Origin of the sequence: Microbacterium sp. RU33B (genome assembly GCF_900155915.1) — a bacterium.
GTDB lineage: Bacteria > Actinomycetota > Actinomycetes > Actinomycetales > Microbacteriaceae > Microbacterium.
Genome location: NZ_FTPO01000001.1, coordinates 985,113 through 1,007,427 on the forward strand (window position 1 = coordinate 985,113; position 22,315 = coordinate 1,007,427).

The window sequence follows — 22,315 nt, forward strand, 5'->3', positions numbered from 1 at the left end:
CTGGTGGGATGAGAGCGATCTGGAAGGGCGCGTTGACGTTCGGACTCGTCAACGTGCCGGTCAAGGTGTACTCCGCGACGGAGGATCACGACGTGTCGCTCCACCAGGTGCACAACGCCGACGGCGGACGTATCCGGTACCAGCGAAAGTGCGAAGTGTGCGGCGAGGTCGTCGCGTACGCCGACATCGACAAGGCCTACGACGACGGCGAGCAGACCGTCGTGCTGACGGCCGACGACCTCGGCTCGCTGCCCTCGGAGAAGAGCCGCGAGATCGATGTGGTGGAGTTCGTGCCGAGCGAGCAGATCGACCTCCTGACCCTCGACAAGGCCTACTACCTCGAGCCGGATTCGGCATCGCCCAAGGCGTACGTGCTGCTGCGCAAGACCCTCGAGCAGACCGAGCGCACGGCCATCGTGCGCTTCTCGCTGCGGCAGAAGACACGCCTCGCCGCGCTGCGGGTGCGCGGCGACGTCCTGGTGCTGCAGACCCTCCTGTGGGCCGACGAAGTGCGCGAGGCGGCGTTCCCCGCGCTGGATGAGAGCGTGCGGATCTCGGCGAAGGAGCTCGAGCTGTCGGCATCTCTCGTCGAGAGCTTCTCCAGCGACTTCGACGCGTCGGAGTTCACCGACGAATACCAGGTCGAGCTGCGCACGCTCATCGAGGCGAAGCTCGAGAAGGGCGACGCGCTCGACACGTCGGAGACGTTCGGCGAGCAGGACGAGGCGGAATCCGGCGGCGAGGTCATCGATCTGATGGAGGCCCTGCGGGCCAGCGTCGAGCGATCCCGTGCGGCCCGGGGTCAGGCTGCGAATGCCGACGCGCCCGCCACGAAGGCTCCGGCGAAGAAGAGCGCTGCGAAGGAAGCGTCCGCCGCCGCGCCCGCCAAGAAGAAGGCGGCGCCGAAGAAGGCCGCCAAGAAGGCGTCCTGATCTTCGGAGCCGCCTGACCTCAGGAGGCCGCCGTCGCGGTCGCCGCCGCCGCCGTCGTCGCGGGCGCGAGCGCGTCCGCGCCCTGGGTCGCGGCTTCGGCATCCGTCAGCGTGGGCTTGCGCGGCCACCAGAAGGCATCGCGGGTGATGAACGCGAGCGCGGGCACGATGACCGTGCGCACGAGGAGGGTGTCGATGAGGACGCCGACGCACACGATGATCCCGATCTGGGTGAGCGTGATGAGCGGGAGGACGCCCAGGACGGCGAACACCGCTGCCAGGAGAATGCCGGCGCTCGTGATCACCGCGCCGGTCGCCGCGAGAGCGCGGATCATGCCCTGCGTGATGCCGAGGTGCTCCGCCTCCTCCTTCGCGCGGGTCACGAGGAAGATGCTGTAGTCCACGCCGAGGGCCACGAGGAACAGGAAGCTGAACAGCAGGACGTTCGTGTCGATCGCCGGGAAGCCGAACAGCGGCGACTGGAAGATCCACCAGCTGAGACCGACGGCGGAGAAGAAGCTCGCCACCACCGCGAGGAGCAGCAGGAGCGGCGCCACGAGCGCCCGCAGCAGGATCACGAGGACGAGGAAGACGAGCACGAGGATCAGCGGGATCAGCAGCGACTGGTCGCGGGCCTGGGCGTTCTTCACGTCGAGGGCCGTGGCATCGAGTCCGCCGACGAGTCCCTCGCCCGAGCCCACGTCATCGAGGGCGGCACGCATGCGCTCGACTGTGGCGAAGGCCTCCTGCGACTCGGCGTTCGCGTTGAGGGTGACCGAGATCTGTGCGAAGTCGTCGGTCGTGTCGCCGACGACGGCCGAGTCGACGCCCTCGAGGTCAGCCAGGGCGAGGGCGGCATCCTCCGCGTCGTCGAGGGGGACGACGACGACGGCGGGGGAGGTGGTGCCGGCGGAGAAGGCCTCGGCGAGAACCTCCTGACCCTGCACGGCCTCGGGCTTCTGGATGAAGCGATCGTTCTGCGACAGGCCGGTCTGGAGGAAGAGAAGACCGCTGGCCATCGCACCCAGGACGACGAATCCGACCGTCGCCACCACGATGGGCCGCTTCGCGACTCCGCGGCCGAGCTTGCCCCAGACGCTGCGCGAGATCGCGTCGGCGGAGCCGAACCGGGGGATGTACGGCCAGAACAGGCCCCTGCCGAAGAGCACGAGGGCGGCCGGCAGGACGAACAGGGCGAAGATCATCGCCACCACGATCCCGACGGCGCAGGCGAGGCCGAGCGCGCGGTTGCCGCCGAGCTCGGCGAGGAGGAGGGTCAGGAGGGCCAGCGCGACGGTCGATCCGCTCGCGATGATGGCGGGGCCCGCGCCGCGGAGGGCGCGCTGCATCGCGGTGCGACGGCTCTCGTGCAGTCGCAGCTCGTCGCGGTAGCGGGCGATGAGCAGCAGGGCGTAGTTGGTTCCGGCGCCGAAGACGAGCACCGACAGGATGCCGGTGACGGATGCGTCGAGCTGCACGCCCACCGCCGCGGCGACCTGACGCGCCACGATGCCGGCGAGCGCGTCGGCGAGGCCGATCACGACGAGCGGGACGAGCCACAGCCACGGGCTCCGGTAGGTGATGAGCAGCAGTACGGCGACCACGATGACGGTGGTGAGCAGAAGGGTGAAGTCGGCTCCCGCGAAGACGGCGGCGATGTCGACTTCGAAGCCCTCGGCGCCGGTGAGGTACACGCGGACGCCGTCGAGGTCGGCCGAGGCGACGTCGCGGATCTCCTGCGCCCGCTCGGCCTGCGCCTCGACGTCGGACTCGGTCTCCAGCGGCACGACGACGAGGGCGACCGTGCCGTCTTCGGATACCTGTGCCGGCGGAACGAAGTCCTCGCGGGCGAAGGAGGTCAGGTCGCCGAACACCTTCGCGTCGATGGCGGCGAGGGTCTCGGCGTTGAGCTCGCCGTCCTCGGCGGCGAAGACGAGGAGGGCTGACGTGCCTTCCTCGCCCGGGAACTCCTCGAGCAGCTCATCGACCTGCACCGACTCGGCGCTGTCGGGAAGCCCGACCGAGGGGGCGGTCTCGGACTCCTCGCCCCCCGCGATGCTGAACAGGGCGACGGCGGCCAGCGCCGCCAGAACGAGCATGATCCACGACGTCTTGGCCGACGTGATGAACCGGGTAAGGCCGCCCATGTGATGATCCCACCTGTCGAGGAATGTAGTTCGATCGTCGAACTATACGATCTTCGAGAGACATTAGCGGTATCGTGGGTGTCATGCAAACCACCGGGGTAGGCTCGTCGGGTGCCGAAGCGGACTCCTTCGCCCCCACGCGTGCGCCCACCGCACTGCTGCGCGAGTTCATCGACCTCAGCGAGCAGTTCGAACGCTCGATCGGGGCCGAGCTCGACGTCAATCCGACCGACCTCCAGGCGATGGAGCACCTGCTCATGGGCGGTCCTCTCGGGCCCACCGAACTCGCCCGGAGGGTCGGCATCTCGACCGGAGCGACCACGACGGTGATCGATCGGCTCGTCGCCCTCGGGCATGTCACCCGGGAACCGCACCCGACCGATCGACGGGGAGTTCTCGTCGTTCCTCAGGCCGCCTCACGCGCGCGTGCGCTGAGCCGGCTCATGCCGATGATCATGGGTATCGATGCCGAGCTCGATACGTTCTCGCCCGAAGAGCAGGAGACGATCGCCCGCTACCTCGATCAGGTCGTCGCGCGGCTGCGGCAGCACATCGAGCAGGCCGAGGGTCCGGACGGTCCCTGACGATCCGGATGCGGCGCGGAATCCGCGCCTAGGGCGTGGCGTTCCCGCGCGGTGCGTCGTCGTGGCCGAGCTCGGGTCCGCGCTCGAAGACCTCGGGATCGAGGACGAGCTCCTGGGCCTCCTCGGCATCCGTGACGATGTCTTCGCCTGCCGCGGCCGCCTTCTTCACCTTGCGGCGTTCGCTGAGGTAGTGCCACAGCGTGACGAGGGCGGTGCCGCCCACGGCGATGAGGAGGATGACGTCGATGTACTCCGTCACGAGGTCGCGCACCCACGGGATGTAGGCGATAAGGTAGCCCACCATCGTGAGGCCGAAGCCCCAGAGCATCGCGCCGATGAAGTTGTACAGCGTGTATCGCCGCCACGGCATATGTCCGACGCCGGCGGCGACGGGCGCGAACGTGCGCACGATCGGCACGAAGCGCGCGAGGATGATCGTCAGCCCGCCGAAGCGCTCGAAGAAGGCGTTCGTGCGCTCGACGTTGTGCCGGCTGAAGATGCCGGAGTCCTTCTTCTCGAACACCGCGGGCCCCCCCTTGTGGCCGATGAAGTAGCCGACCTCACCGCCGACGAACGCCGCCAGCGCGATGAGCGAGCACACCACCCAGATGTTGACGCCGAAGATGTCGTTGGTGTGCGTCAGCAGACCCGCGATGATCAGCAGGGTGTCGCCGGGCAGCAGGAAGCCGACCAGCAGACCGGTCTCGGCGAAGACGATGAAGCACACCACGAGGAGCGCCCAGGGGCCTGCCCACTCGATGATCGCGGTCGGGTCCAGCCAGGGGATGAGAGCTGCGTGGTGCACGGATGTCCCGTCGGTCGTGTCGGTCGGCGGTCGGATGGCGCGCGGTGTCGATGATCGGCTCGTGCGCGTGCGGAAGGTGGGACTTGAACCCACACGCCCGAAGGCACAGGAACCTAAATCCTGCGTGTCTGCCGATTTCACCACTCCCGCGGGCTCGATAATTCTACTGACCCGCCTGGACGTCGGCTGAGGGGGCTGGCCCCCAGAATGCCGTGTGTCAGGCTGGGGCGCATGAGCACCCCTGACGAGACCGCCCCCGCCGACCGCCCGGACGCGCCGCCCGCCGATGTCGCTCATCCCGCACCGGAGGCCGCACCAGCGCCGCTTTCCCCCACGCCCGTGGCGGGCGACCTTGCCCCGCCGGCAGCCGGCTACGGGCCTCCGCCGGGGTATGCCGGGCCTCCGCCCGGGTACGCCGGCCCGCCGGCAGGGTACGCCGGGCCTCCGCCGGGTTACGCCGGGCCTCCGCCCGGATACGCCGGTCCGCCGGCATCCGGGTACGCCGCGGGTGCGCAGCCGCAGTACCCCGTGCCGCCGGCCTACGCAGCCCCGCCGCAGTACGGTGCTCCGCAGTACGGTGCTCCAGCTCAGTACGGTGCTCCGTACGGCTATCCCGTGAAGCCGCCCGCGGATGCGCTGGCCTGGGGGCTGGGCTTCCTCGCCTACATCCCGATCCCGTACATCGGGATCATCATCGCCGGCATCGTGATGGCGTGCGTCTACGGCTCGCAGAGCCGCAAAGGCCCGATCGCCGAGGGCAATGCGCGCAACGCCGCCAACTGGGGACTGACGGTGGCTCTCCTGACCGTCGTCTGCTTCCTCATCGGGCTCATCGCGGGGGCGGGTCTCGGAAACGACGGCGCGTGGATCGCGGGACTCATGGCGATCATCTGGATCGCCGCCTGCATCACGCACCTCGTGCTGATCATCCGGGGCCTCGTGCGCGCCGGCCGCGGCGCGATCCTGAACGTCCCGTTCGCGATCCCCTTCATCCGCGCCTGAGCCCGCCTCCGCCGAGCGGCGGGCGGCGGGGGTGTGGATAACTTCGCGGTGCGCCTCGGCGCGCTTGCGAGGATCATGCGGTGATCGCCGCAGCCACTCCCGCCGCCGTCGTCGCGGAGCGCGTACGCGAGCGTCTCCGCGCCGAGCGCACCGACCCGTCGCGCGATCCCGAGCTCGCCGCGCGGATCGTCCGGGCGGAGGTGCGCCGCCACAACGACTTCGCCCTGGCGCGCGGGCTCCACCCCGTCGACGACGAGTCATCGTGCGTGCGCGAGGTGCTCGCCGCCGTCGGCGGCTACGGCCCGCTCCAGGCCCACCTCGACGATCCGACGGTCGAGGAGCTGTGGATCAACGCGCCCGACCGTGTCTTCATCGCCCGCGCCGGGGTCTCCGAGCGGGTGCCGCTGGCTCTCACCGACACGCAGGTCCGCGACCTGGTCGAGCGGATGCTGCACGCCACCGGGCGCCGCGTGGACTTGAGCCAGCCGTTCGTCGATGCGTCGCTGCCCGATTTATGTGTATGTGGCTGATGGGTGTAACTGACGGTGTTCAGCGACAGCTAGTTCGTGGGTGGCGGTCGTTGGGCACACCGTTATCGGTAGGTGTGCTTATGGAGGAGGGGCTGCGGTTGCTGATGCGGATGGGCTGAGGTACGCACGGCTCGGGCAGCGTTCCGCGACACCTGTTGCTGTTCACTTCTCGCTCACAGCCGAAACTGCTAGTGTGAGCGCATGCCTACCACTTTGGCCCCGGTGACGCTGCGCATGTCTGCTGCCGGGACGACGTCCCGCGTCTGCGCCGCCGTTGTTGAGGTCAAGGAAATGTCGGTGGAGGAACTGCGCGGTGAGTTGAGGGCGCGCCGCAACGCGTCGTCGGCCGACCGTGAGCGTGCCCAGCGTGAGGCGATTTCGCATCGCGCCGCTGAACGAGCTACGCGTCTTCGCGCCCTCGCCAGCTAGACGTCCTCCACTCATTGACTAGATTGCGCGTCACTGAACGCTGTGTTCGTGACGACCTCAATCTCGATGCTGATGATGCGGCTCGAGACGCGCAACACCTCGCCGTCAAGCACGAGGCTATCCGCGTGTTCGTGGGGAAGCGGTCTGGTGCACCCGGCGAGGGTGAGAACGTTCTTGGGGTCAACCCGTACGGTCATGTGAAGTCCCTCCACGCAGGTCAAGGGCGCGGCGCGACGATCTACGACGAGGACGTCGACGTCTGCTGGCTTCTCGCCTACAGCGACACGCACGCCGTGGGCGAGCGCCGGGATGCGTACAAGCACTTCGAGTGGCTCGACAGTCGTGACGAGTTTCTGCCCAGCGAAGCTGACTATGCGGCGCTGGAGACCGTCACTGCCGCGTCGCTGATGGACGCACTGCGCACCAGGGGAAGCGAGATGGTTGAGGCCGCGCGCAGCCAACCCGGGCGCGAACTCACCGATTCCTTCGTGATGGACGATGGACAAGACGCGAGCATCACCATCTCCATCGAGATTGTGATCGAGTCGACCGGGTCCGCGGAGCAGGGGTGGATCGCTTTCGTGCTGCCCCACGACGCCCCACTAGACCGCGGCCAGCTTCTCGACCTCATCGCTGACCTCCTGCCGCAGCATGTCGACGTTGACACTGTCCAGGTGGCCGCCGATGTCAACGGACGCCCCGTGACCTACAGCGAGATCGCCTACACCTGGGAGCACTACGCAGGCGCCTGATCGTCGACGGCCATCGAAGCGTATCCTCGCACCATGCCCACTACAGGCGGAGCCCAATCGTCTTCCGAAGATCCCGCCGCCCTCAGCGGTGACGTGCCGCTGACGGAGAGCGAGTGCGCATTCTTGCTCGCTCACGCTGACATGCAACCGGCTGACTTGAGCAACGAGGTGTGGAACAAGGCAGCTCGCGAAGTCGCCACCGCTCTGAACGCCGCGCGACGAGAAGCGGAGGAGTTGGCCAAACGTGGTGCCTTGTCTCTCGACGAGGTTGGCCGCCGTCTCGGCGTAGGTCCGGCGCAGGTCCACGCGCTGGTCCGAGATGGCGAACTGTTGTGCGGCGTCGACCGTCACGGCGCGGCCTACTTCCCGCCGTGGCAGTTCACCGCCTCAGGGTGCACCCTGCCTGGGCTGAGCGAAGTGCTCCGCGCACTCCCAGACGACTACGACGTCCACGCGACCACGACCTTCATGAACGCACCGAATGAATCGTTCGACGGATGGACCCCACTGCAGTGGCTCACCGCAGGCCGCGACATCTCCACTGTCGTCGGCTACGTCTCCGACCTGGGATGGGTGTGATCCGGTTCGTATGGTCCGCTACCGGTGATCCCCGACGTGTTGCTCGTACCCCAGCGGTCCAGGTCGAATGGTCACACCACGTCAACCCGCCCGTCGAGGTCCGTGTCTCCTTCGAGCCGCACCTTGCGGCCCAAGTCCGGGTAGACACAACCCCGAGGCGGAGCGGGTGGCTGGCGGGTCCGAGACGAACGTCCTCGACGCGCCAGATCACGCTCCCATCCGACCGCGGCGCCTCCGGGGCCACTGGTGACGTGACAGTCTCGTCTCTCGGGTCGGATTGCGGAGACGACGCTAACCCTGGTTATGGTCACGGTTCCCGTGCCCATAACCAGGGTTAGCGGGGGCGGAGGATCAATCGGAGGTACCAAGTACGGCGCCGCGCCCGATGTGCGGGGCGTGATGACCCCCGAGATGAAGCAGGCCTCGGTGGCAGTGGCGAGCGGACTACTGATCGTTGGTATCGGGATCTGTGTGGTGGCAACGGCCGGCATCTGCGCAGGTGTCGGGTTGGCAACGGGAGCTGTCGCAGCCGCCTTCGTCGGTGCGACCGCGAACGTCGTCGCCGTACATCTGCAGCCTGGATCGAAGACCGCTGAAGACTTGTACCTGGCCCCAGTGGCCGGAGCGGCGGGTGGTGCATCGGCAATATTGGCCGGTCCCGCCCTCGCTATCGCAGCGCGTGGCGTCAGTCAAACACTTTCGAAACTTGGCTCGACCAGCATGACGGGAGGTACGGTTACCGGTTCCTCCGTCGTGCAGGTCGGAGCGGGGTCCTCAAAACTTGCGACCCCAGCCGTGCAAAGCGCGAAGCTTCAGAACATCGTCAACAATCTGTACAAAGGCACCACCAACACGACAAGAGCCGGGAACGGTACAACGATGGACGCCGTTCGAAGCGAGCTTGCGACAGGATTGCCGACAGGAGGAAAGATGCACACCATGAAGGCGGAGGAGTCCCTGAGGGGACTCGAGAATTGGCTCCTGAAGAATCCGGATGCCCTGGCCCCCGACCGACTAGTCGCCCGAAGTCTGGCCGACGAGCTCATGGGAGTTCTGGGGAAATGACAGCAAGCACTGTTTCGCTAGTCGGGGCTTTGTGCCACTCCCAGCGAGTCTTCCTGCCCCTCCTGGACGAACATATGGCCGACAACTTCGGGGAGATACTCCCGCACCTCGTTATGTCCGACATCGTTCGAGCCATGGCGGATCAAGCCGAGCTACAGGAGGCTTGGTGCCGTGAAGTGTGGGATTGGTTGGACGCCGCCTATCTGGATGGGGATGAGGCTGAGCGGGAGCTGCTGGTCGTGAGTGGCGTGGAAATGATCCCAGATCCAGGAGAGCGTGGTGCAGAAATGCGCGCGATGCTGGGCCCAAACCTTCGGCCGTTTGTTTCATGGACAGACCCGCGAGGCAAGTAGCGGATCCTCACCTACGACGACGCAGGCAGGATCGCGACCGTCGCGAACGGCACGACTACTGAGAAGTCGCTCTTTACCGCTGACGGCACCCCGCTCATGCTGTGGGGTGGTAGCGACGGGACATCCCTGTTCCTTGGGGGAGACGAGCCCCGCAGCGCGACCGGCCTCACACAGCTCGGTGCCCGCGCCTATGACGCGGGCCTTGGCAGGTTCATCAGCGTTGACCCGCTCCTTGATACCTCAGCGCCCCGGCGCGCCAACGCGTACGCCTACTCGTACAACTCGCCCGTCAGCCACTACGACCCCACCGGCCTGATCCCCGCCATACAGCACGACGGCGGCAAGCTCGGAACGTGGAAGCCGTCGGCGAAGACAACCACAGCACCCCCAGCGGCGGGCCAGCCAACCTCCAATCAACCGTCCTCGTATGGACCGGCATACGCCGCGAGCGGATACGGATCGAGTGACAACCCGTGCGGCACACTAGATCGTTCCTCGGCCGAGCAGCAGGCGATGAGCAAGGCTGCCCCTCATGGAACCTTGACCCTGGCAAGGTCGGAACGAACTTCGCTGAGGCAGCCGCCGATGCCGCCTTGGCTGCGGGCCGAACCAAAGGTGCTGCGGCGGAGTTGCGCGTAGGGGACCACATCTTCGCTGACGTGTCACCAGGCGGCGTTCCCCGCGACTTGAACCCAGCGGTGGTTGATGCTCTTGATTCAGTGCTACTCATGCAGCAAGCGCCTTGGCACGGCGCGTGCGCCGAGATGGGCTGAATCAGTCAAGCCCTGGACGCAGGCGTGGACCCCCGCGGCGGGACGATCCGTGCTGTGGCGATCGGAGCTTCTAACCCCGACCATGGTCTCCCTAAGCTCATCTGCAGCAGCTGTTCTGCTGTACTTGACAGACAGATTTGGAGTTGCGCATTGAACGACCTTGAACTCCTCAGAGCCGCGAGTGAGACCGCACGATCAACGGCTACCGACCCTTGGCGGGCGTTGATGATGACCTTGCTCCCGTATTTGCAGCGAGCTCGACTCCCCTCGCAGATCACAACTCCTTTTCGCGTCGCGAATGCTTATTGGACCTCAGGCCAGGGAAGCGAGGAGGATCTCCTTCACGCGAAATCGGCAACATGGGACTTCATTGGATCGCTCGCCCATGATCAGGCGCTGGTACGGGGAGATGGTCGTCTTGCGAGAGCGCTTCTCTGCGTTCTCGAACCAACCGGCGACGAGGAGTACATGTCCATGACCGCCGAGTGGTTCGCGGCGATGATGGACGGGTCCGAATGAAGGCGTCGGCATGACAACGAAGGACTTCGCCATCGCGGAAGTGAGATAGTCCCAACAAGGCTGAGCGGCCCTTTGCTAGATGCCGTGCTTAGAGGAGAAGTGAATTTGCGAGTAATCCCATGACGCAGGAACGGCGTCGCTCTGGCCCGATCAGTGCAACTGAGCTTCTGGCGCAGTTGGCGGCGGACGGTGACTATCAGCGAGCCCGACAGAAAGATGAAGCCGCGCGCGCCAGTGTGGCCTCGGAGCTGTCGCGGGCGGAACAGCCGATCCTGGTGGACTTGAGACAGGCCGGCATCCGCGTGGAGTCAGTCTGGGATCTCGTGAACACAGCTGAACCATATCCATCGGCTCTGCCTGTGCTCATCGATCACCTGGAACGAGGAGCGTATCCAAGCCGTGTTCTGAATAGTTTGGGGCGGGCGCTGGCAGTGCGCGACTCAGAACGCTACTGGGAACGTCTGAAGGCCGTGTATCTCTCCACCCGCGACGCCGGAGCGATGGACGGAGCTGCCGTCGCGTTGGCGGCGGCAGCGAGCGAGAATGTCCTTGATGACTTGATCAGTTTCATCGATGTCGAGGATAGGGGTGAGACCCGAATCTACTTCGTCCGTCCTATCCTCCGCGTCGGCGGTGAAGTTGGCCTCGGGTTGGTGCGAGCGCTGCAGCACGATCCGTTCTTTGCGAAGGAAGCCAGGTTAGCGCTGCGAGGCCGGCGGCTTCTGGACCGGTGAAGGTTCAAACATCAGAGGAAACCGCTGATTGCGGCAGCGTGTTCACCTCGAACGCGAAACGAACATCGACCCGCAGCGCTGCCGGGATCATCACCCGCGCCTCCGGAACCGCGGATCTCGAGTCCCTCCTGTTTGCTGTTCTCGCTCGCGACTATGACCTACAGGTGATTCGAGCGCGCGACGTCGTCCGAGACCACCAGTTGTAACGGCTCCTTGACCTGAGAGTTCTTGAACTGACTTACAGAGCGAAGGCGGAGTGACGCTGACTCGCAGGGGCCGCGAGTGCCAGTCGATGCGACTGCGTCGAATCTGGGCATCGGTGCGCCGCGAACTGGCAGAACTGATCGCGCGCCAGCCTGAGGACTTCTCTACCGCGGAAGTGGGGTGATCTCGCTCTAGGCGTGGCGCATCCCGAGGATCACCACGCGGCACCGCATGAAGCCGGGCGCGGAGCGCTTCGTGCAGATGATGAAAGAATGCGTGGCGAGAGGCTCCGACAGTAACGTTGGTTATGGTCACGGGAACTGTGACCATAACCAGAGTTAGGCCGTCGTCGCGAGAGCCCTAGCGATCTGCAGTTGCCACATTCTCGCTCAGCAACATCGTCCCAGTAGGGGTTGGAGCACCGTCCGAGAAAACCACGTACCACCCGAACTGCAATGGTCCCGAATCTGAGCCGCACGCGACCGCGGCTTCGTCTGAAGCATCCAGAACTGCCAAGCAGACGTGGTCGGGCGCGGTGCCACGAGCGATCCAAATAGTGTCGCCGCCGTGCTCTCCGATGAGTCGCGACGAACCGTCTTGGATTTCGGAGGCGGTCTCCTCGAAAACGTCGGGGAGGGCGTCGCCGCTCGCGGGCTCACGGTCAAGGTCTGCGTAGTTGGCGGCACTCGGACTGCACCCCGCGATCGTCATCATGACAACCGCTACACCAAATCCCAAAGCGACCACCCTCGCCAACATGTTGTCATTCTGGTGCACGGGCGTTCATGCAATCAAGACAAGTTGTCCTGCGCGTGCCAGGGCGGCCTTGCTTAGCGACCTCATTGCCTAGATCGTCCCAGGGAACGAAGAGCCTTGCGTCCTAGTCGGGCCAACACTACTGTGCGGGAAAGAAGGGAGTGCAGTGATGCAATCCAACTCAAAAGGTCAAAAGGCCAGCGGGTTGCGCGGCCGTGCCAAAGTGATCGCCGTCGTTCTTGCATCGGCTTTGCTTGTGATTTCGGCACCGCTGACCGCGTTAGCCGCTGAATACAACTACAAGACGGGCGCCGCAAACGTATCGCAGTGGTACTACAGCGGCCACCGCGACATGAACGGTGCACGTGTGCTCGCCGTCAACAGTTTTCAGCAGTTGGTGCTAAAGAACGGACCGACGTCAACGCTCTATGGGTGGGACAACGTGACTGTCTCACACAGTTTGACCTACACCGTCAGCCAGTGCGCGTGGAACAGCCCATTTGTTCCGAGCCCGCCCCCGACGGCGATCACCTGCAAGTACTGGCGATGAATTGTTCTTAGGAGACTCGAATGGATAGAGGCAAGTACTCCATGGCCGCGGGGGCATTGGGAATGGTGGCGCTGGTCGCAGTCGGTGTAGCCGCCGGAGTGAGTGCGTCTGCCGAGCCTCGGGTCGTCAGCTCGGAGGTCCACTCGAAGATCATCGATCCGCGCTCTCCCGATGACACACTCCCCAGCGTGGTAGACCGAGAGGTGTTCGAACACATCGACTTCGACACGTCCCATCTGCTGGCCGATAGCGCGAAAGCCACCTACTGGTCGGCAGAGTCGACGGACGGTCAGGTGTGCCTACTGGTAGTTCCTCACGTCAAGCACGCATACGCAGCGGGAACGTGTGCATCTCCAGATGAGTTGCGAGAATCTGGGCTCGTGCTCGCGGTTGAGAATCCCGATCCCGAATTGTCCTTCGCTACCATCCTCCTTCCGGACGGCGCCAGCTTTCAGGCCGTCAAGGGATATCGCGCACTCTCCTCAGTTCTCGTAGAGGCCGACTTCGCTGAGTTCATGGCGTCAGGCGATGGGATGCGGATTCAAGCCGACGATGGGCCGGAACTCGTAATCCGCGGCTTCCAGCCGGGCCTGTGACATTACGCGCATGAAGAAGAGAGAGTCCCGCGCCCGAACGCCCAGGATCGTGGGTTCCGCCGCACTTGCAGTGCTCCTGGTGCTCCTGGGCACAACTCCAGCATCGGCTGCCACGTGGTACACGTTCTACAACGGCAGCCTGGCCAACAACACCTGGACCTGGAGCGGCCACTACTCAAGTCAAGGCGGCTCAGCGCAGGAGAATAGCCCTTACGACTACTTTCCCGTGAAGCTCATGGTGAGTGGATCATCAACGATCTACTCAAGCAAAACGATCGTTACCGTGTCCTGGTCGACCCAGGTGGTTTCGATCGCGTGTGGGCACAACGTCGGCTACTCACTTCCGATGACCTGCAAGAGATACTCCTAGGGGCGAGAGTAGTCGCCTCATTCAGCAGATCGAAGGTCACGGAATCTGTGACCTTGGCGTCTTTGATGCCTCCAAGCCGGAGATGCATGACGAAGACGTTGACGGCGTAACGCCACTCGGCGTAGCTGACCTTCCCGACGTTGCGGAACTCGCGCGCACGCCGCTCCACGTATTCGAATCAGCGATACCGTTCGTGGCAAGCTTTCCTCGCGGCGCGCGAGCACGCACCGGGAACGCGGAAGACTTATGCGTCGAACCTGGGTTTGGCCGCTAGGACGCGCTCAAGGGCGTCCAAGCTGGCCTGCTTTGCGGCTTCGAGTTTCTCGTGCTCCTCGGCAAGTTTCCGCTGCCGTCCGAGGGACGGACGCCCTTTGTTGTCTATTGGAACGCGCACCGTGACCACGCGTCCAATGTTTCCCATACTTGCCCGGAAGACTCGGTCGAACCCGTACCGGCTGCGCGTCGAACGCAGCGCCTGGAGGAGATATGTCGGATCGAGCTTCGAATCAAGGATGCGAACGCGCCCGCAATGGTCGGTGGCCTCGAACTCATAGCCGGCAGCCATGAGGTTCCAGTCGAAAGTGCCGTCGATTCCCCAGATCAGCGACTGCTCATCGAGATGGGCGAGCGCCGTGCTTTCGGCAAGACCGAACGGTCGACGCACGTTGGCGCTGTACACGGGCACGCCATGGTCGAGGTTGTCCTTCATCAACCGTCGCTCGCCGATGGTGAGCTCGAAGTAGTTTGCATCCCCGAGGCTGATGTCGATGAACGGCTCTGCACACTCGATACGAAGCTCGGCTGCCATCAGGTTGGACTGTGACGAAGCAACATGCACTTTGGCCGCCTCAATGCGTCGCAGTCTCATGCCAACTCTGGCCATGGCCGTGTAGTCCAGATCGCCCGAGTCGGTCTCAGGCAACTCCATTGACACCTGAGCAGCAGCGTCTGGGTAGACCTTCGTGTACTCGCTATTGCTACCGTCGACACGTCGCCCGACTGCCGCGGCACGAAGTTGTGGCTCAACGGCGTACCGGAGATAGGTCAGGTCAGGGACCGATATCCCCTCCAGGGGCACGAGGACGCCGCGGTCGCGATTTGCCGAGAATGGGCCGTGGATCTCTTGAACGCACCCCCCGTATCCATTCATGATCCAGGTGAGGTGGTGTCCGTCGTAGTCGTACGTATCGATCGATCCGAAGACTTGACGAAGAGATGCGCTGTAGACCGGATACGTGCCCGGATTGCTTTCCACGTAGGACCGAATGAACTTGGTCTTGCCGTTCTTCAGCTCGAACAGGTCTCCCAGGAAAACGGTGCGAAATGAGGCCATCACAGTTCCTTTAGCAGAAGAGCGAGGGACTGTTGCGCTTCGTCTACTAGCGATCTGAAGCTTTCCGGATCCACCTCGATCGATTCCTCGATCACGCCGAGATCAACCTTCTCAGCTTCGGACCATCTCCGTTCGACGAGCCAGTTGCTCAGCGCGTCGAACTCGCTCCAGGCGATCATCTTGTTGCGCGGGTTGGTAGCGATGAACTTCGCCCTGTTGGTGCTGAAGTAGCTGAACTGTTCCTGCATTTCGACAAGATCGTTGTGCTCGATGGGGACTCGACGAGTGTCGCGCGATTCGCCGATCTCGGACACCATGAACGTGTAGACAGGTTCAGTCTGGTCGACCTTGACGCTGCCCTTCTTTTCGATCGCGAGGATGTAGGTCTTCTTCGGCGTCGAGTAGAACGTTCGACTGGGAAGTGCCACGACTGCCCTCACGAGGCATTCAGCCTTGATGTACGACAACATCGAATGCTGGTTCAGCAGGCCGTCCGGCACGACGACATACGCTTCACCACCCGGCTTGAGGTGATTGATGATCCACTGCAACGCCAGGGATTCCGTGCCGCGTCCGCCTGCCGCGTAGTGCTTTTCAAGCCCAAGCGCGTCGATGTTGTTCCGCAAGCTCAGCGATCCGCTGGTCACATAGGGCGGGTTTGTCAGGATGAGGTCGTACTGTTCGGTGGGGTCGATTCGCTCGAACGTGCCAAGGTTCGAGCGAATGAGCCGGAACACGTCATTGAATGCGTTGTCAGCAAACTCTTTCAGGAGTTCCTCCGAGTGAAACTCCGACAGCAGATTCGACAGGTAAACGAGCATATTGGCCTTGGCCAGAATGATGGTCCGCTCGTCGTCCTTCTCGTCAGATCCTTTGTCGTAGCCCCGGATGACGATCTTTGGGCTGACCTTTCCATCGACGGGCTGGAACTGGTCCCAGAGGTTGGCGTTGTCGTTGATGGCTTCGAGTAGGAATCCGCCGACACCGCAGAAGGGGTCGCAGATGCTCGCCCCGTCTTTGAGTGAACCCGCTTTCGACATGCGGACGATTGATTGGACGACGTTGCGAGGTGTGAAGTATTGGCCGAGCGAGCGGATGCCTGCTTGCTGTCGCAAGAAGGTCTCGTAGAGGCGGGTCTTGAAGTTCCGGTCGATGTTGCGCAGAGACCCGTTTTCATCGTCGAACGATTGAAAAGCGCGGATGACCTCGCCGAAGAGTGCTGCTTGCGCGAGGTTGGCGTCGCCCTTCTCATTGACGAAGATCGTGCCGTTGATGATGGTCGTGCCATCCTCGCGGCTGGCAGGGAACAGTTTTCGGATCTGCTTCCGACTGATTGACGCATAGTGAGTTAGTGCGTCGTCAGCGCCCTCTCTTGCCAGCAGTTCCACGATGCGCCGAAAGGAGTAATTCGGAGTGAGGACACCCGCGTCGCTCAAGAACTTGAAGACGAGGATTTCAACGACGTTGTACAGGCATTTCCCGGGGTCCTTGCCAGTGTTGACCCAGATCTTCTGCCATACGCTCTTGGCCAGAGGGCTGGGGTCAATTTCTCTTCGGGGAGCGAGTTGGTTGGATGTCTTGGTGAGGCTTTGGTCGCATGCCTCGATCACGTCGATGAGCCTTAGCTGGGCCTCCGGCGAGAGCCGCTCTGAATCGACCAGGGCGGGGTCGAAGAGGAGCCGAAGTTCCGAGCCCGCTTCATCAACGACCGGCTTCTCCGAGATCGCGTTGTACCAGTAGCTCGTCTTGCCGTCTGTGATGATCAGCAGCTTGCAGACTGCTCGGGCGATGGGGGCGTACTTCTTTACGATGGCTGGAAGGGTTCGCGCAGTGAGATCCTTGGGTTGCTTGATCTCGACGACGGCCTTGATGCCGCCCAGCGGCAGGAAGACGATCGCGTCGGGTTTACGCTGCTCTTCATCAGGTGCCAGGGTGGATCGAATGAAGCGGCTGCGCTTAAGCTGGGCCAGCGTCGTTGAGCCCAGCGACAGATACGCGAGACGTCCGAACGGCCGTGACTGTCGGGCTACGAGGTCTTCACTCACGTAAACGGGCTCACTTCTATAGGCGGCCGAACTGGCCCTTGCGAGTTTTTCACGCCCTGCCACATTCCACAAGTCGCTCGCCGTCCTAACGGTTCGGGACCGATGATGTCGTGCGCCTGGGAGCGCGAGAATCCAACTGAGCTGTGGGCGTTGGTCGGCTGCGCCTCAGCGCCCGCGGAGTTGACCCCTTAGCCGGGCGTTCTCGTCTTCGAGCTTTCGGATCGTGGCGCGGAGTTCGCGGATCGTCGCGGATCGTCCCGCGATCTCTTCGTCGTGGCGTGCGTTCGTTTCTCGGATGACGTTACGCAGTGCGACGATGATGCTTGGTTCACCGTCCTGGGATTGGGTGGCGCGCGGGTTGATGTGTTGTCTCGTGGTGGCGTGTTTGGCGATCTCGGCGCGCAGGGTGGGGTTGCGGCTGACGTAGCCGCGGGAGAGGCCCGCATGTCGGGCGACGCTGGAGTGGTTGATGGGTTGGCGGGTGCGGGCCAGTTCCTTGATCGCTTCGAGTCCTCTGCTGGCCGCGTGAGCGGACTTGCGGGCGGCGGCGTCGGAGAGGGCGCGGATGCTCGGGTCGGTGCGTCCAGCGGTCACTGAGCGTCTCCGGCGCGGCTCGTGCGGGCGCGGCCCAGCATGTCCTGGTGGGCGCCGTCCGTGATGGGACGGATGGGGAGGCGAGTGCGGCCTCCGACCCCTGCTCCACCGATGGCGGATGTCTCGGCTTCCTGTTCGAGGCGTTCGATGATGGCGTCGAGTTTGGACAGTTCCGCGAGGCGCCCTTCGACCCACACATTGCTATCGGATAGCTCGTTCCCGGTGCGGGCGAGGTAGTCACGTTTGCGTTGCTCTATGAGGTGGAGGGTGGTGGTGCGCTGCGCGCGGTGGTCTTCAAGGTTGCTGCGGTCGGTGGCGAAGTGCGAGCACCCGAGGCACGCGTTGCCCTTGTCGCAGGTTTGGGATGGTGGGAGCATGCAGACCCCGTTTGGGAGGACCCTGTCGGTGTGGTTGCCGAGCATTGTCATGTCATATATTTCGTGCGGCGCGAGGTCGATTTCGCGGGCGTCGGCGCCGTACTTCTTGTACTTCAGGAACTCCGCTTCGGCGGTCTCTGCGAGGGTCTTGGCGTACCGCATCGTCATCTCGGGCGACTGGTGTCCGAGGTAGCGCTGCACGACGTGGATGGGTACACCGCCCGCGAGCAGTTCGGTGGCACGGGTGTGGCGGAGGCGGTGGGTGGTGGCGAACTTCAGCGGGTGCCCGCCCTGGTCGGTGAGCTGCACAAGTTCATCGAGACGTCGGAGCGCGTCGTGCTGGGATGAGCGCGGCCGAGGTTCGGTGCCGCGATGGTTGAATCGGAGGGCGGGGAACAGGTAGCGCGGGTTGGCGGCGTCGGGGTAGCGGTCTCTCACCCATTGCTGTTGTGCGCGGATCAGGTGGACGACTTCGGCTTCGACGAGGATCGACGGGTCAACACCGTCGACTTTGGTCTGTTGATAGCGGAGTCGGGCGACGAACGCGTCGTCGGCCGCCGCATCGACTTCATCGGGGCCGAACAGCATGGTTAGGGGTTCGAAGTCGAGCATCAGAATCTCGGAGACGCGGCGGCCGGTGAGTGACTGGATGAACCATGCGCGCATGGCGCTTTCGTCTCCGAGGCCGGTGAACTCCTTTTCGCCGGTCCCAGGGACCGTGACGGTGACGCTCTCCGTCGTCGGGGTGCCGAGGATGGGGATGTGGCAGGCCATCAGGGACAGGTCGGCGGCGGAGATGAACTTGTCGCGGTCGATGGTGTCGGGTTGGCGGCGTCGGCCGCGCAGCGCTCTTGGGAAGAGGGTGGTGTGCGCGGCTCCGACTGTCAGCCAGCGGTCGTCGCCCGTGACCTTCGCGACGCGGACTCGCTCGTCGACCATGTGGTCGTAGAAGCTCTGCACCTTGCTCTGGATGGAACTGACCTGGTTCTGTCCGAGGGAGGTGCCGCGTCCGGTGGCGGCGGGCGACCGCAGCCAGGACAGGAAACCGGTGGCAAACTCTCGAACGTCGTCGGGGTCGCTGATCAGCGCAGGGTGGGCGATGCCTCGCTGATGGCAGTACCGACCGAAATAGCCGGCGACCTCGCGCGATGCGGTGACGACGGTCGTCCATCGGTAGGTGTCGCTGATGAGCATGTCGCGCAGCCAGATGCGGACTCCGTCGCGCAGCCAGAGCGGCTGGATGTCACCGATGTTCACGATGGCGTTGGCGCTGGGTTCGTGTTCTCGACGCGGGATGCGGTCATCCACGCGGAGGTGCCAGCGTGGTGCGTCCCACCACGGCACGTCCAGGCAGCGTCCGGAGAGGAGCATGTGGACGCTCTCGTGGATGCTGTTCAGGTTGCTGAGGTTCCCGTCGCTCGGGGCGCGCCCCTTGCGGTGTGTGAACAGGTCGAGAGCGAGACGGCTGACCATGTCCGGGTCGAAGTCGGTGAGGGACGTGACAGGGGTGCTGCTGAACTGTGCGCGCCGGGCGACGATCTCGTCGATCGAGCGCTTCCACCAGGCAAGCATCGCCGGGTCGATCTTCCGCCAACCTTCGCTCCAGCAGACCCACACCCACCAGGCCAGCTCGTCCGTGAGACGCTGTGGTCCGTGGATCGTGAAGGGGTATTCCTTGTCGGAGCGGAGGTAGTTCGTGTTGCGGACGAACACTTCAGTGAAAGGTGTCCGATCGAACCGGTATGTTGCGGCCCGCCATTCGGGGGGAACGTCGGCCCACCGCGCATCCCATCGCGTGGTCGGCAACGGGGCGGGCTGACCGCCTGCGACGGCGTGCAGGTGCGGCCCGTGGTCTGTGGTCATCGGTGGGTCTCCCAGCCTGCGGTGAAGTCCTTCCAGCCGCTGAGGGCGCGCAGTTCCGCGTCGGCAGTCACCCACCCGTACGTGTTCAGGGTGGTCTGCACGTCGGCGTGCCCGAGCCGCTGCTGGACGACGTGTGGGGGCACCCCGGACAGGAGCAGTGCGGATGCGTGTGTGTGACGGAACCAGTGTGCGGACCATTTGTCCGGTAGCGAGGGGTGGGCTTTCGAGATGCCGCGAATCTTCTGCTGCACCGACTCGGATCGCATCGGTGCGAAGTAGGGCGGTTTGGCAAGGTTGACGAACGCGAAGTGGTGGGGGAAGTCGGGGACGTATGCATCGATCCCCATGTCGGTGAGGTGCCATGCGTACGCGCTGTACAGCCGTTCCAGGCTGTCGCTGATGTAGATGAGGTTCTCGCTGCTCTTGCTGCGGACGCCGTGTGGATGGTCTTGGCGGGCAGCGAGCCGGATCGCGGGTTGGCTTCCGCGTCCCAGAATCCAATCGTGGTGGCGCAGACTGAGCGCCTGCCCGATTCGCATGCCTGTCTCGCTGAGCGTTGCGAACAGGAGCCGGTCCCGCAGGCCCGCAGGAGGGTTGGACCACTCGCCATCGGTGCCCTGCTGTGAGCAGGCGTCCAGGATTGTGTTCACCTGGTTGGGGGTGAGGACGGGGGTTCGTCGTCGTGGGCCGGAGCGGACCTTGTAGATCGTGGCACGCGTGTCCGAGCGAGGTGCGACGCCTTCCAACATCGGCTTGTAGGGACTGCGGCCTGCCCGGCGTTTGGCGGAGAAGAGCCGTTCGTACGGCGTTGTCACCCCGTTGACGTCCGCCTGCCACGTGTAGAACGCGAGCACGGCTGCCGACCGCGCCTGCACAGTTGCGGGTGCTGCCACTTTGGGTGGCGGCCCGATCCGTGGGGTGCCGGGCGTATCGCCGTAGCGAATGTAGTTGAGGAAGTCCCCGAACGCTTCACTGTGGAAGTCGTCCCACGCTTCGCCGCGCAGAGCGAGCACCTCCGCCCAGTCGGCCAAGGACCTCGCGTAGCTCTGTACCGTGTTGGGACTGAACTGATCTGTCGCGAAGACGAGGTAGTCCTCGATCCAGCCCAGCGCATCACCGAGCTCATCGACGACGGAGAAGCTGATTCTCCCGTCGCTGGTGACGACCCGGCGAAGCTGCGTCACCCTCGGGCTCGGGCAGTTCGGGGTCGAAGCGGCGTCACGTTCGTCGCGTCTGCGGGAATGGCTGCATGGAGGCGTTCAGTGATGGGTGCCTGCCCCTCGACAATGGGGCGCAGGTACCGCTCGGGGTAGAAGTGGATCATTCGGCTGAGGGTGGTCATGTCGATGTTGTCGCGGAATGCGAGTTCGAGCATTCGGGCGAGGAGGATCGGCTTCTCGACGGGACGGTCTGCCGCGCCGGGCTCACGGGTCCTCCAACTGACGTTGGTGCCGTAGGAGCGGCGGGAGGAGAGCTGCTTGAACAGGCTGCGACGGTGGAGGTCGCTGATGAGTCCGAGCTTGTGGCCGCGCATGATGAGCGCCGCAAGTGACACCCCCCACTTGAACTTCAGGGGCAGCAGAGTCTCGAGTGTTGTTCGCGCGGGCCATTCCAGACGCATCGCGTCCTGGGGCATGAGAAGCTCCGACGCGAAGTCGAACGCTTGATCCTCACGATCCGCGGGCTGCTGTTGACGGTGCAGGACAAGGTGTCCCGCCTCGTGCGCGAGCGACATGCGTGTTCGCTCCCACGAGTCGATGGGCCGCAGCATCACCAGTGCGTACTTGTGGTCGTGGCGGCGGCCAACCCAGGTGGAGACGGCGTCGTGTTTGGGGTCATCGTCGTTCGCAAACTCGGCAGAGACGATGTAGATGCCGGACTTTTCAAGTTCGCGAGCCATCTCACCGATCGGCTCGTGGGGCTTCAGGCCTCTTAGCTCCCGAAACCGGCGTGCTGCTAGCTCAGGACTGGGGTTGTCCGTCACATCGGGAAGTGACAGCGGAATCACTGTCGTGGTGCGCTCAACCAGGTCAACGATCAGCTCTCCGCTCATTCGAGCCCATCCCGCGACCTGCTCGACCTGGGCCTTCGTCATGCTCTTCTTCGCCCGGAAACAGAGCGCCGCACGATCCACTTCGACACCCGCACGTGTCTCGAAGTGCGCCTCATCGAAGCGCAGCGTCTCGCTCAGTAGTCGGAGAGTGTCGCGGTCGACGCTGACACCTTCCTCTGAGTCCTCGATCCGTGAGTACCAGGACGCGCTGCGCCCGATCGCTTCCGCGACCGACCCGCTGGTTCGGTTCTCCATCGTCCGCGCACCTTTCACGCGTTCGCCAAAGATCCGCACACGCTCGTTCGCCTTCTGCTCTGCTGTCGACACTGACGTGATCGTCATTTCAATCGTCTCCTCGCGACCGGAGACGG

The 22,315-nt window shown here is 64.2% G+C and carries 21 protein-coding genes and 1 tRNA gene; 13 read left to right on the forward strand and 9 right to left on the reverse strand.

Features of this window, described 5'->3' with window-relative positions:
• The first annotated feature begins 8 nt into the window (after positions 1–8).
• On the forward strand, positions 9–932 hold the full coding sequence (locus tag B0B14_RS04815; RefSeq protein ID WP_076680344.1) for a non-homologous end joining protein Ku: 924 nt from the start codon (positions 9–11) through the stop codon (positions 930–932).
• A 19-nt stretch (positions 933–951) separates the two neighbouring features.
• On the opposite strand, the gene B0B14_RS04820 is transcribed toward B0B14_RS04815, so the two are convergent.
• On the reverse strand, positions 952–3,078 hold the full coding sequence (locus B0B14_RS04820; RefSeq protein ID WP_076680345.1) for an MMPL family transporter: 2,127 nt from the start codon (positions 3,076–3,078) through the stop codon (positions 952–954).
• 83 nt (positions 3,079–3,161) lie between these two features.
• Between B0B14_RS04820 and B0B14_RS04825 the strand changes: the two genes are divergently transcribed.
• On the forward strand, positions 3,162–3,662 hold the full coding sequence (locus B0B14_RS04825; RefSeq protein ID WP_083710334.1) for a MarR family winged helix-turn-helix transcriptional regulator: 501 nt from the start codon (positions 3,162–3,164) through the stop codon (positions 3,660–3,662).
• 28 nt (positions 3,663–3,690) lie between these two features.
• On the opposite strand, the gene B0B14_RS04830 is transcribed toward B0B14_RS04825, so the two are convergent.
• Both B0B14_RS04830 and B0B14_RS04835 read right to left on the reverse strand, forming a co-directional pair.
• The gene (locus B0B14_RS04830; protein WP_076681281.1) at positions 3,691–4,467 is read right to left on the reverse strand and encodes a DedA family protein; all 777 of its coding nucleotides are present in this window, start codon (positions 4,465–4,467) and stop codon (positions 3,691–3,693) included.
• A gap of 68 nt (positions 4,468–4,535) precedes the next feature.
• Positions 4,536–4,617 (reverse strand) — tRNA-Leu (locus B0B14_RS04835).
• A gap of 81 nt (positions 4,618–4,698) precedes the next feature.
• Between B0B14_RS04835 and B0B14_RS16895 the strand changes: the two genes are divergently transcribed.
• From B0B14_RS16895 to B0B14_RS16295, 11 genes are all read left to right on the forward strand, one after another.
• Positions 4,699–5,469 (forward strand): magnetosome magnetite crystal formation protein family, encoded by a 771-nt coding sequence (locus tag B0B14_RS16895; protein ID WP_083710336.1) that lies wholly within the window; start codon positions 4,699–4,701, stop codon positions 5,467–5,469.
• Between the two features lie 80 nt (positions 5,470–5,549).
• Complete coding sequence (locus B0B14_RS04845; protein ID WP_256714259.1) at positions 5,550–5,999, forward strand: hypothetical protein; 450 nt, start codon at positions 5,550–5,552, stop codon at positions 5,997–5,999.
• A 201-nt stretch (positions 6,000–6,200) separates the two neighbouring features.
• Positions 6,201–6,428, forward strand: coding sequence for a hypothetical protein (locus tag B0B14_RS16275; RefSeq protein ID WP_143733621.1), 228 nt, complete (start codon positions 6,201–6,203; stop codon positions 6,426–6,428).
• 23 nt (positions 6,429–6,451) lie between these two features.
• Positions 6,452–7,180 carry a hypothetical protein gene (locus tag B0B14_RS04855; protein ID WP_143733622.1) on the forward strand — a complete coding sequence of 243 codons (729 nt, stop codon included), beginning with the start codon at positions 6,452–6,454 and terminating at the stop codon, positions 7,178–7,180.
• Between the two features lie 33 nt (positions 7,181–7,213).
• A complete protein-coding gene (locus B0B14_RS16280; RefSeq protein ID WP_143733623.1) occupies positions 7,214–7,759 on the forward strand; it encodes a hypothetical protein in 546 nt (181 codons plus the stop codon).
• Between the two features lie 396 nt (positions 7,760–8,155).
• Complete coding sequence (locus tag B0B14_RS16285) at positions 8,156–8,824, forward strand: hypothetical protein (RefSeq protein WP_143733624.1); 669 nt, start codon at positions 8,156–8,158, stop codon at positions 8,822–8,824.
• A 449-nt stretch (positions 8,825–9,273) separates the two neighbouring features.
• Complete coding sequence (locus tag B0B14_RS16920) at positions 9,274–9,816, forward strand: RHS repeat-associated core domain-containing protein (protein WP_076680351.1); 543 nt, start codon at positions 9,274–9,276, stop codon at positions 9,814–9,816.
• 772 nt (positions 9,817–10,588) lie between these two features.
• Complete coding sequence (locus B0B14_RS04875) at positions 10,589–11,203, forward strand: hypothetical protein (RefSeq protein WP_076680352.1); 615 nt, start codon at positions 10,589–10,591, stop codon at positions 11,201–11,203.
• A 1,129-nt stretch (positions 11,204–12,332) separates the two neighbouring features.
• Positions 12,333–12,713, forward strand: coding sequence for a hypothetical protein (locus B0B14_RS16290; protein WP_143733625.1), 381 nt, complete (start codon positions 12,333–12,335; stop codon positions 12,711–12,713).
• Positions 12,714–12,733: 20 nt separating this feature from the next.
• Positions 12,734–13,309, forward strand: coding sequence for a hypothetical protein (locus B0B14_RS04885; RefSeq protein ID WP_076680354.1), 576 nt, complete (start codon positions 12,734–12,736; stop codon positions 13,307–13,309).
• Positions 13,310–13,319: 10 nt separating this feature from the next.
• Positions 13,320–13,679 (forward strand): hypothetical protein, encoded by a 360-nt coding sequence (locus B0B14_RS16295; protein ID WP_143733626.1) that lies wholly within the window; start codon positions 13,320–13,322, stop codon positions 13,677–13,679.
• Between the two features lie 244 nt (positions 13,680–13,923).
• On the opposite strand, the gene B0B14_RS04890 is transcribed toward B0B14_RS16295, so the two are convergent.
• The 6 genes from B0B14_RS04890 to B0B14_RS04915 form a co-directional block, all read right to left on the reverse strand.
• Entirely contained in the window at positions 13,924–15,012 is a 1,089-nt protein-coding gene (locus B0B14_RS04890; RefSeq protein WP_076680355.1) for a restriction endonuclease subunit S, read from the reverse strand.
• Positions 15,012–17,057 carry an HsdM family class I SAM-dependent methyltransferase gene (locus B0B14_RS04895; protein ID WP_218642061.1) on the reverse strand — a complete coding sequence of 682 codons (2,046 nt, stop codon included), beginning with the start codon at positions 17,055–17,057 and terminating at the stop codon, positions 15,012–15,014. Before B0B14_RS04895 ends, B0B14_RS04890 begins: the two co-directional genes overlap by 1 nt.
• A 165-nt stretch (positions 17,058–17,222) precedes the next feature.
• Complete coding sequence (locus tag B0B14_RS04900; RefSeq protein ID WP_076680356.1) at positions 17,223–17,651, reverse strand: DUF6262 family protein; 429 nt, start codon at positions 17,649–17,651, stop codon at positions 17,223–17,225.
• Positions 17,648–19,891, reverse strand: a complete 2,244-nt coding sequence (locus B0B14_RS04905; RefSeq protein WP_076680357.1) for a tyrosine-type recombinase/integrase — start codon at positions 19,889–19,891, stop codon at positions 17,648–17,650. The genes B0B14_RS04900 and B0B14_RS04905 overlap by 4 nt, the downstream gene beginning before the upstream one ends.
• Complete coding sequence (locus B0B14_RS04910; protein WP_076680358.1) at positions 19,888–21,075, reverse strand: tyrosine-type recombinase/integrase; 1,188 nt, start codon at positions 21,073–21,075, stop codon at positions 19,888–19,890. Before B0B14_RS04910 ends, B0B14_RS04905 begins: the two co-directional genes overlap by 4 nt.
• Complete coding sequence (locus B0B14_RS04915) at positions 21,072–22,286, reverse strand: ImmA/IrrE family metallo-endopeptidase (RefSeq protein ID WP_076680359.1); 1,215 nt, start codon at positions 22,284–22,286, stop codon at positions 21,072–21,074. Before B0B14_RS04915 ends, B0B14_RS04910 begins: the two co-directional genes overlap by 4 nt.
• Between the last annotated feature and the right edge of the window lie 29 nt (positions 22,287–22,315).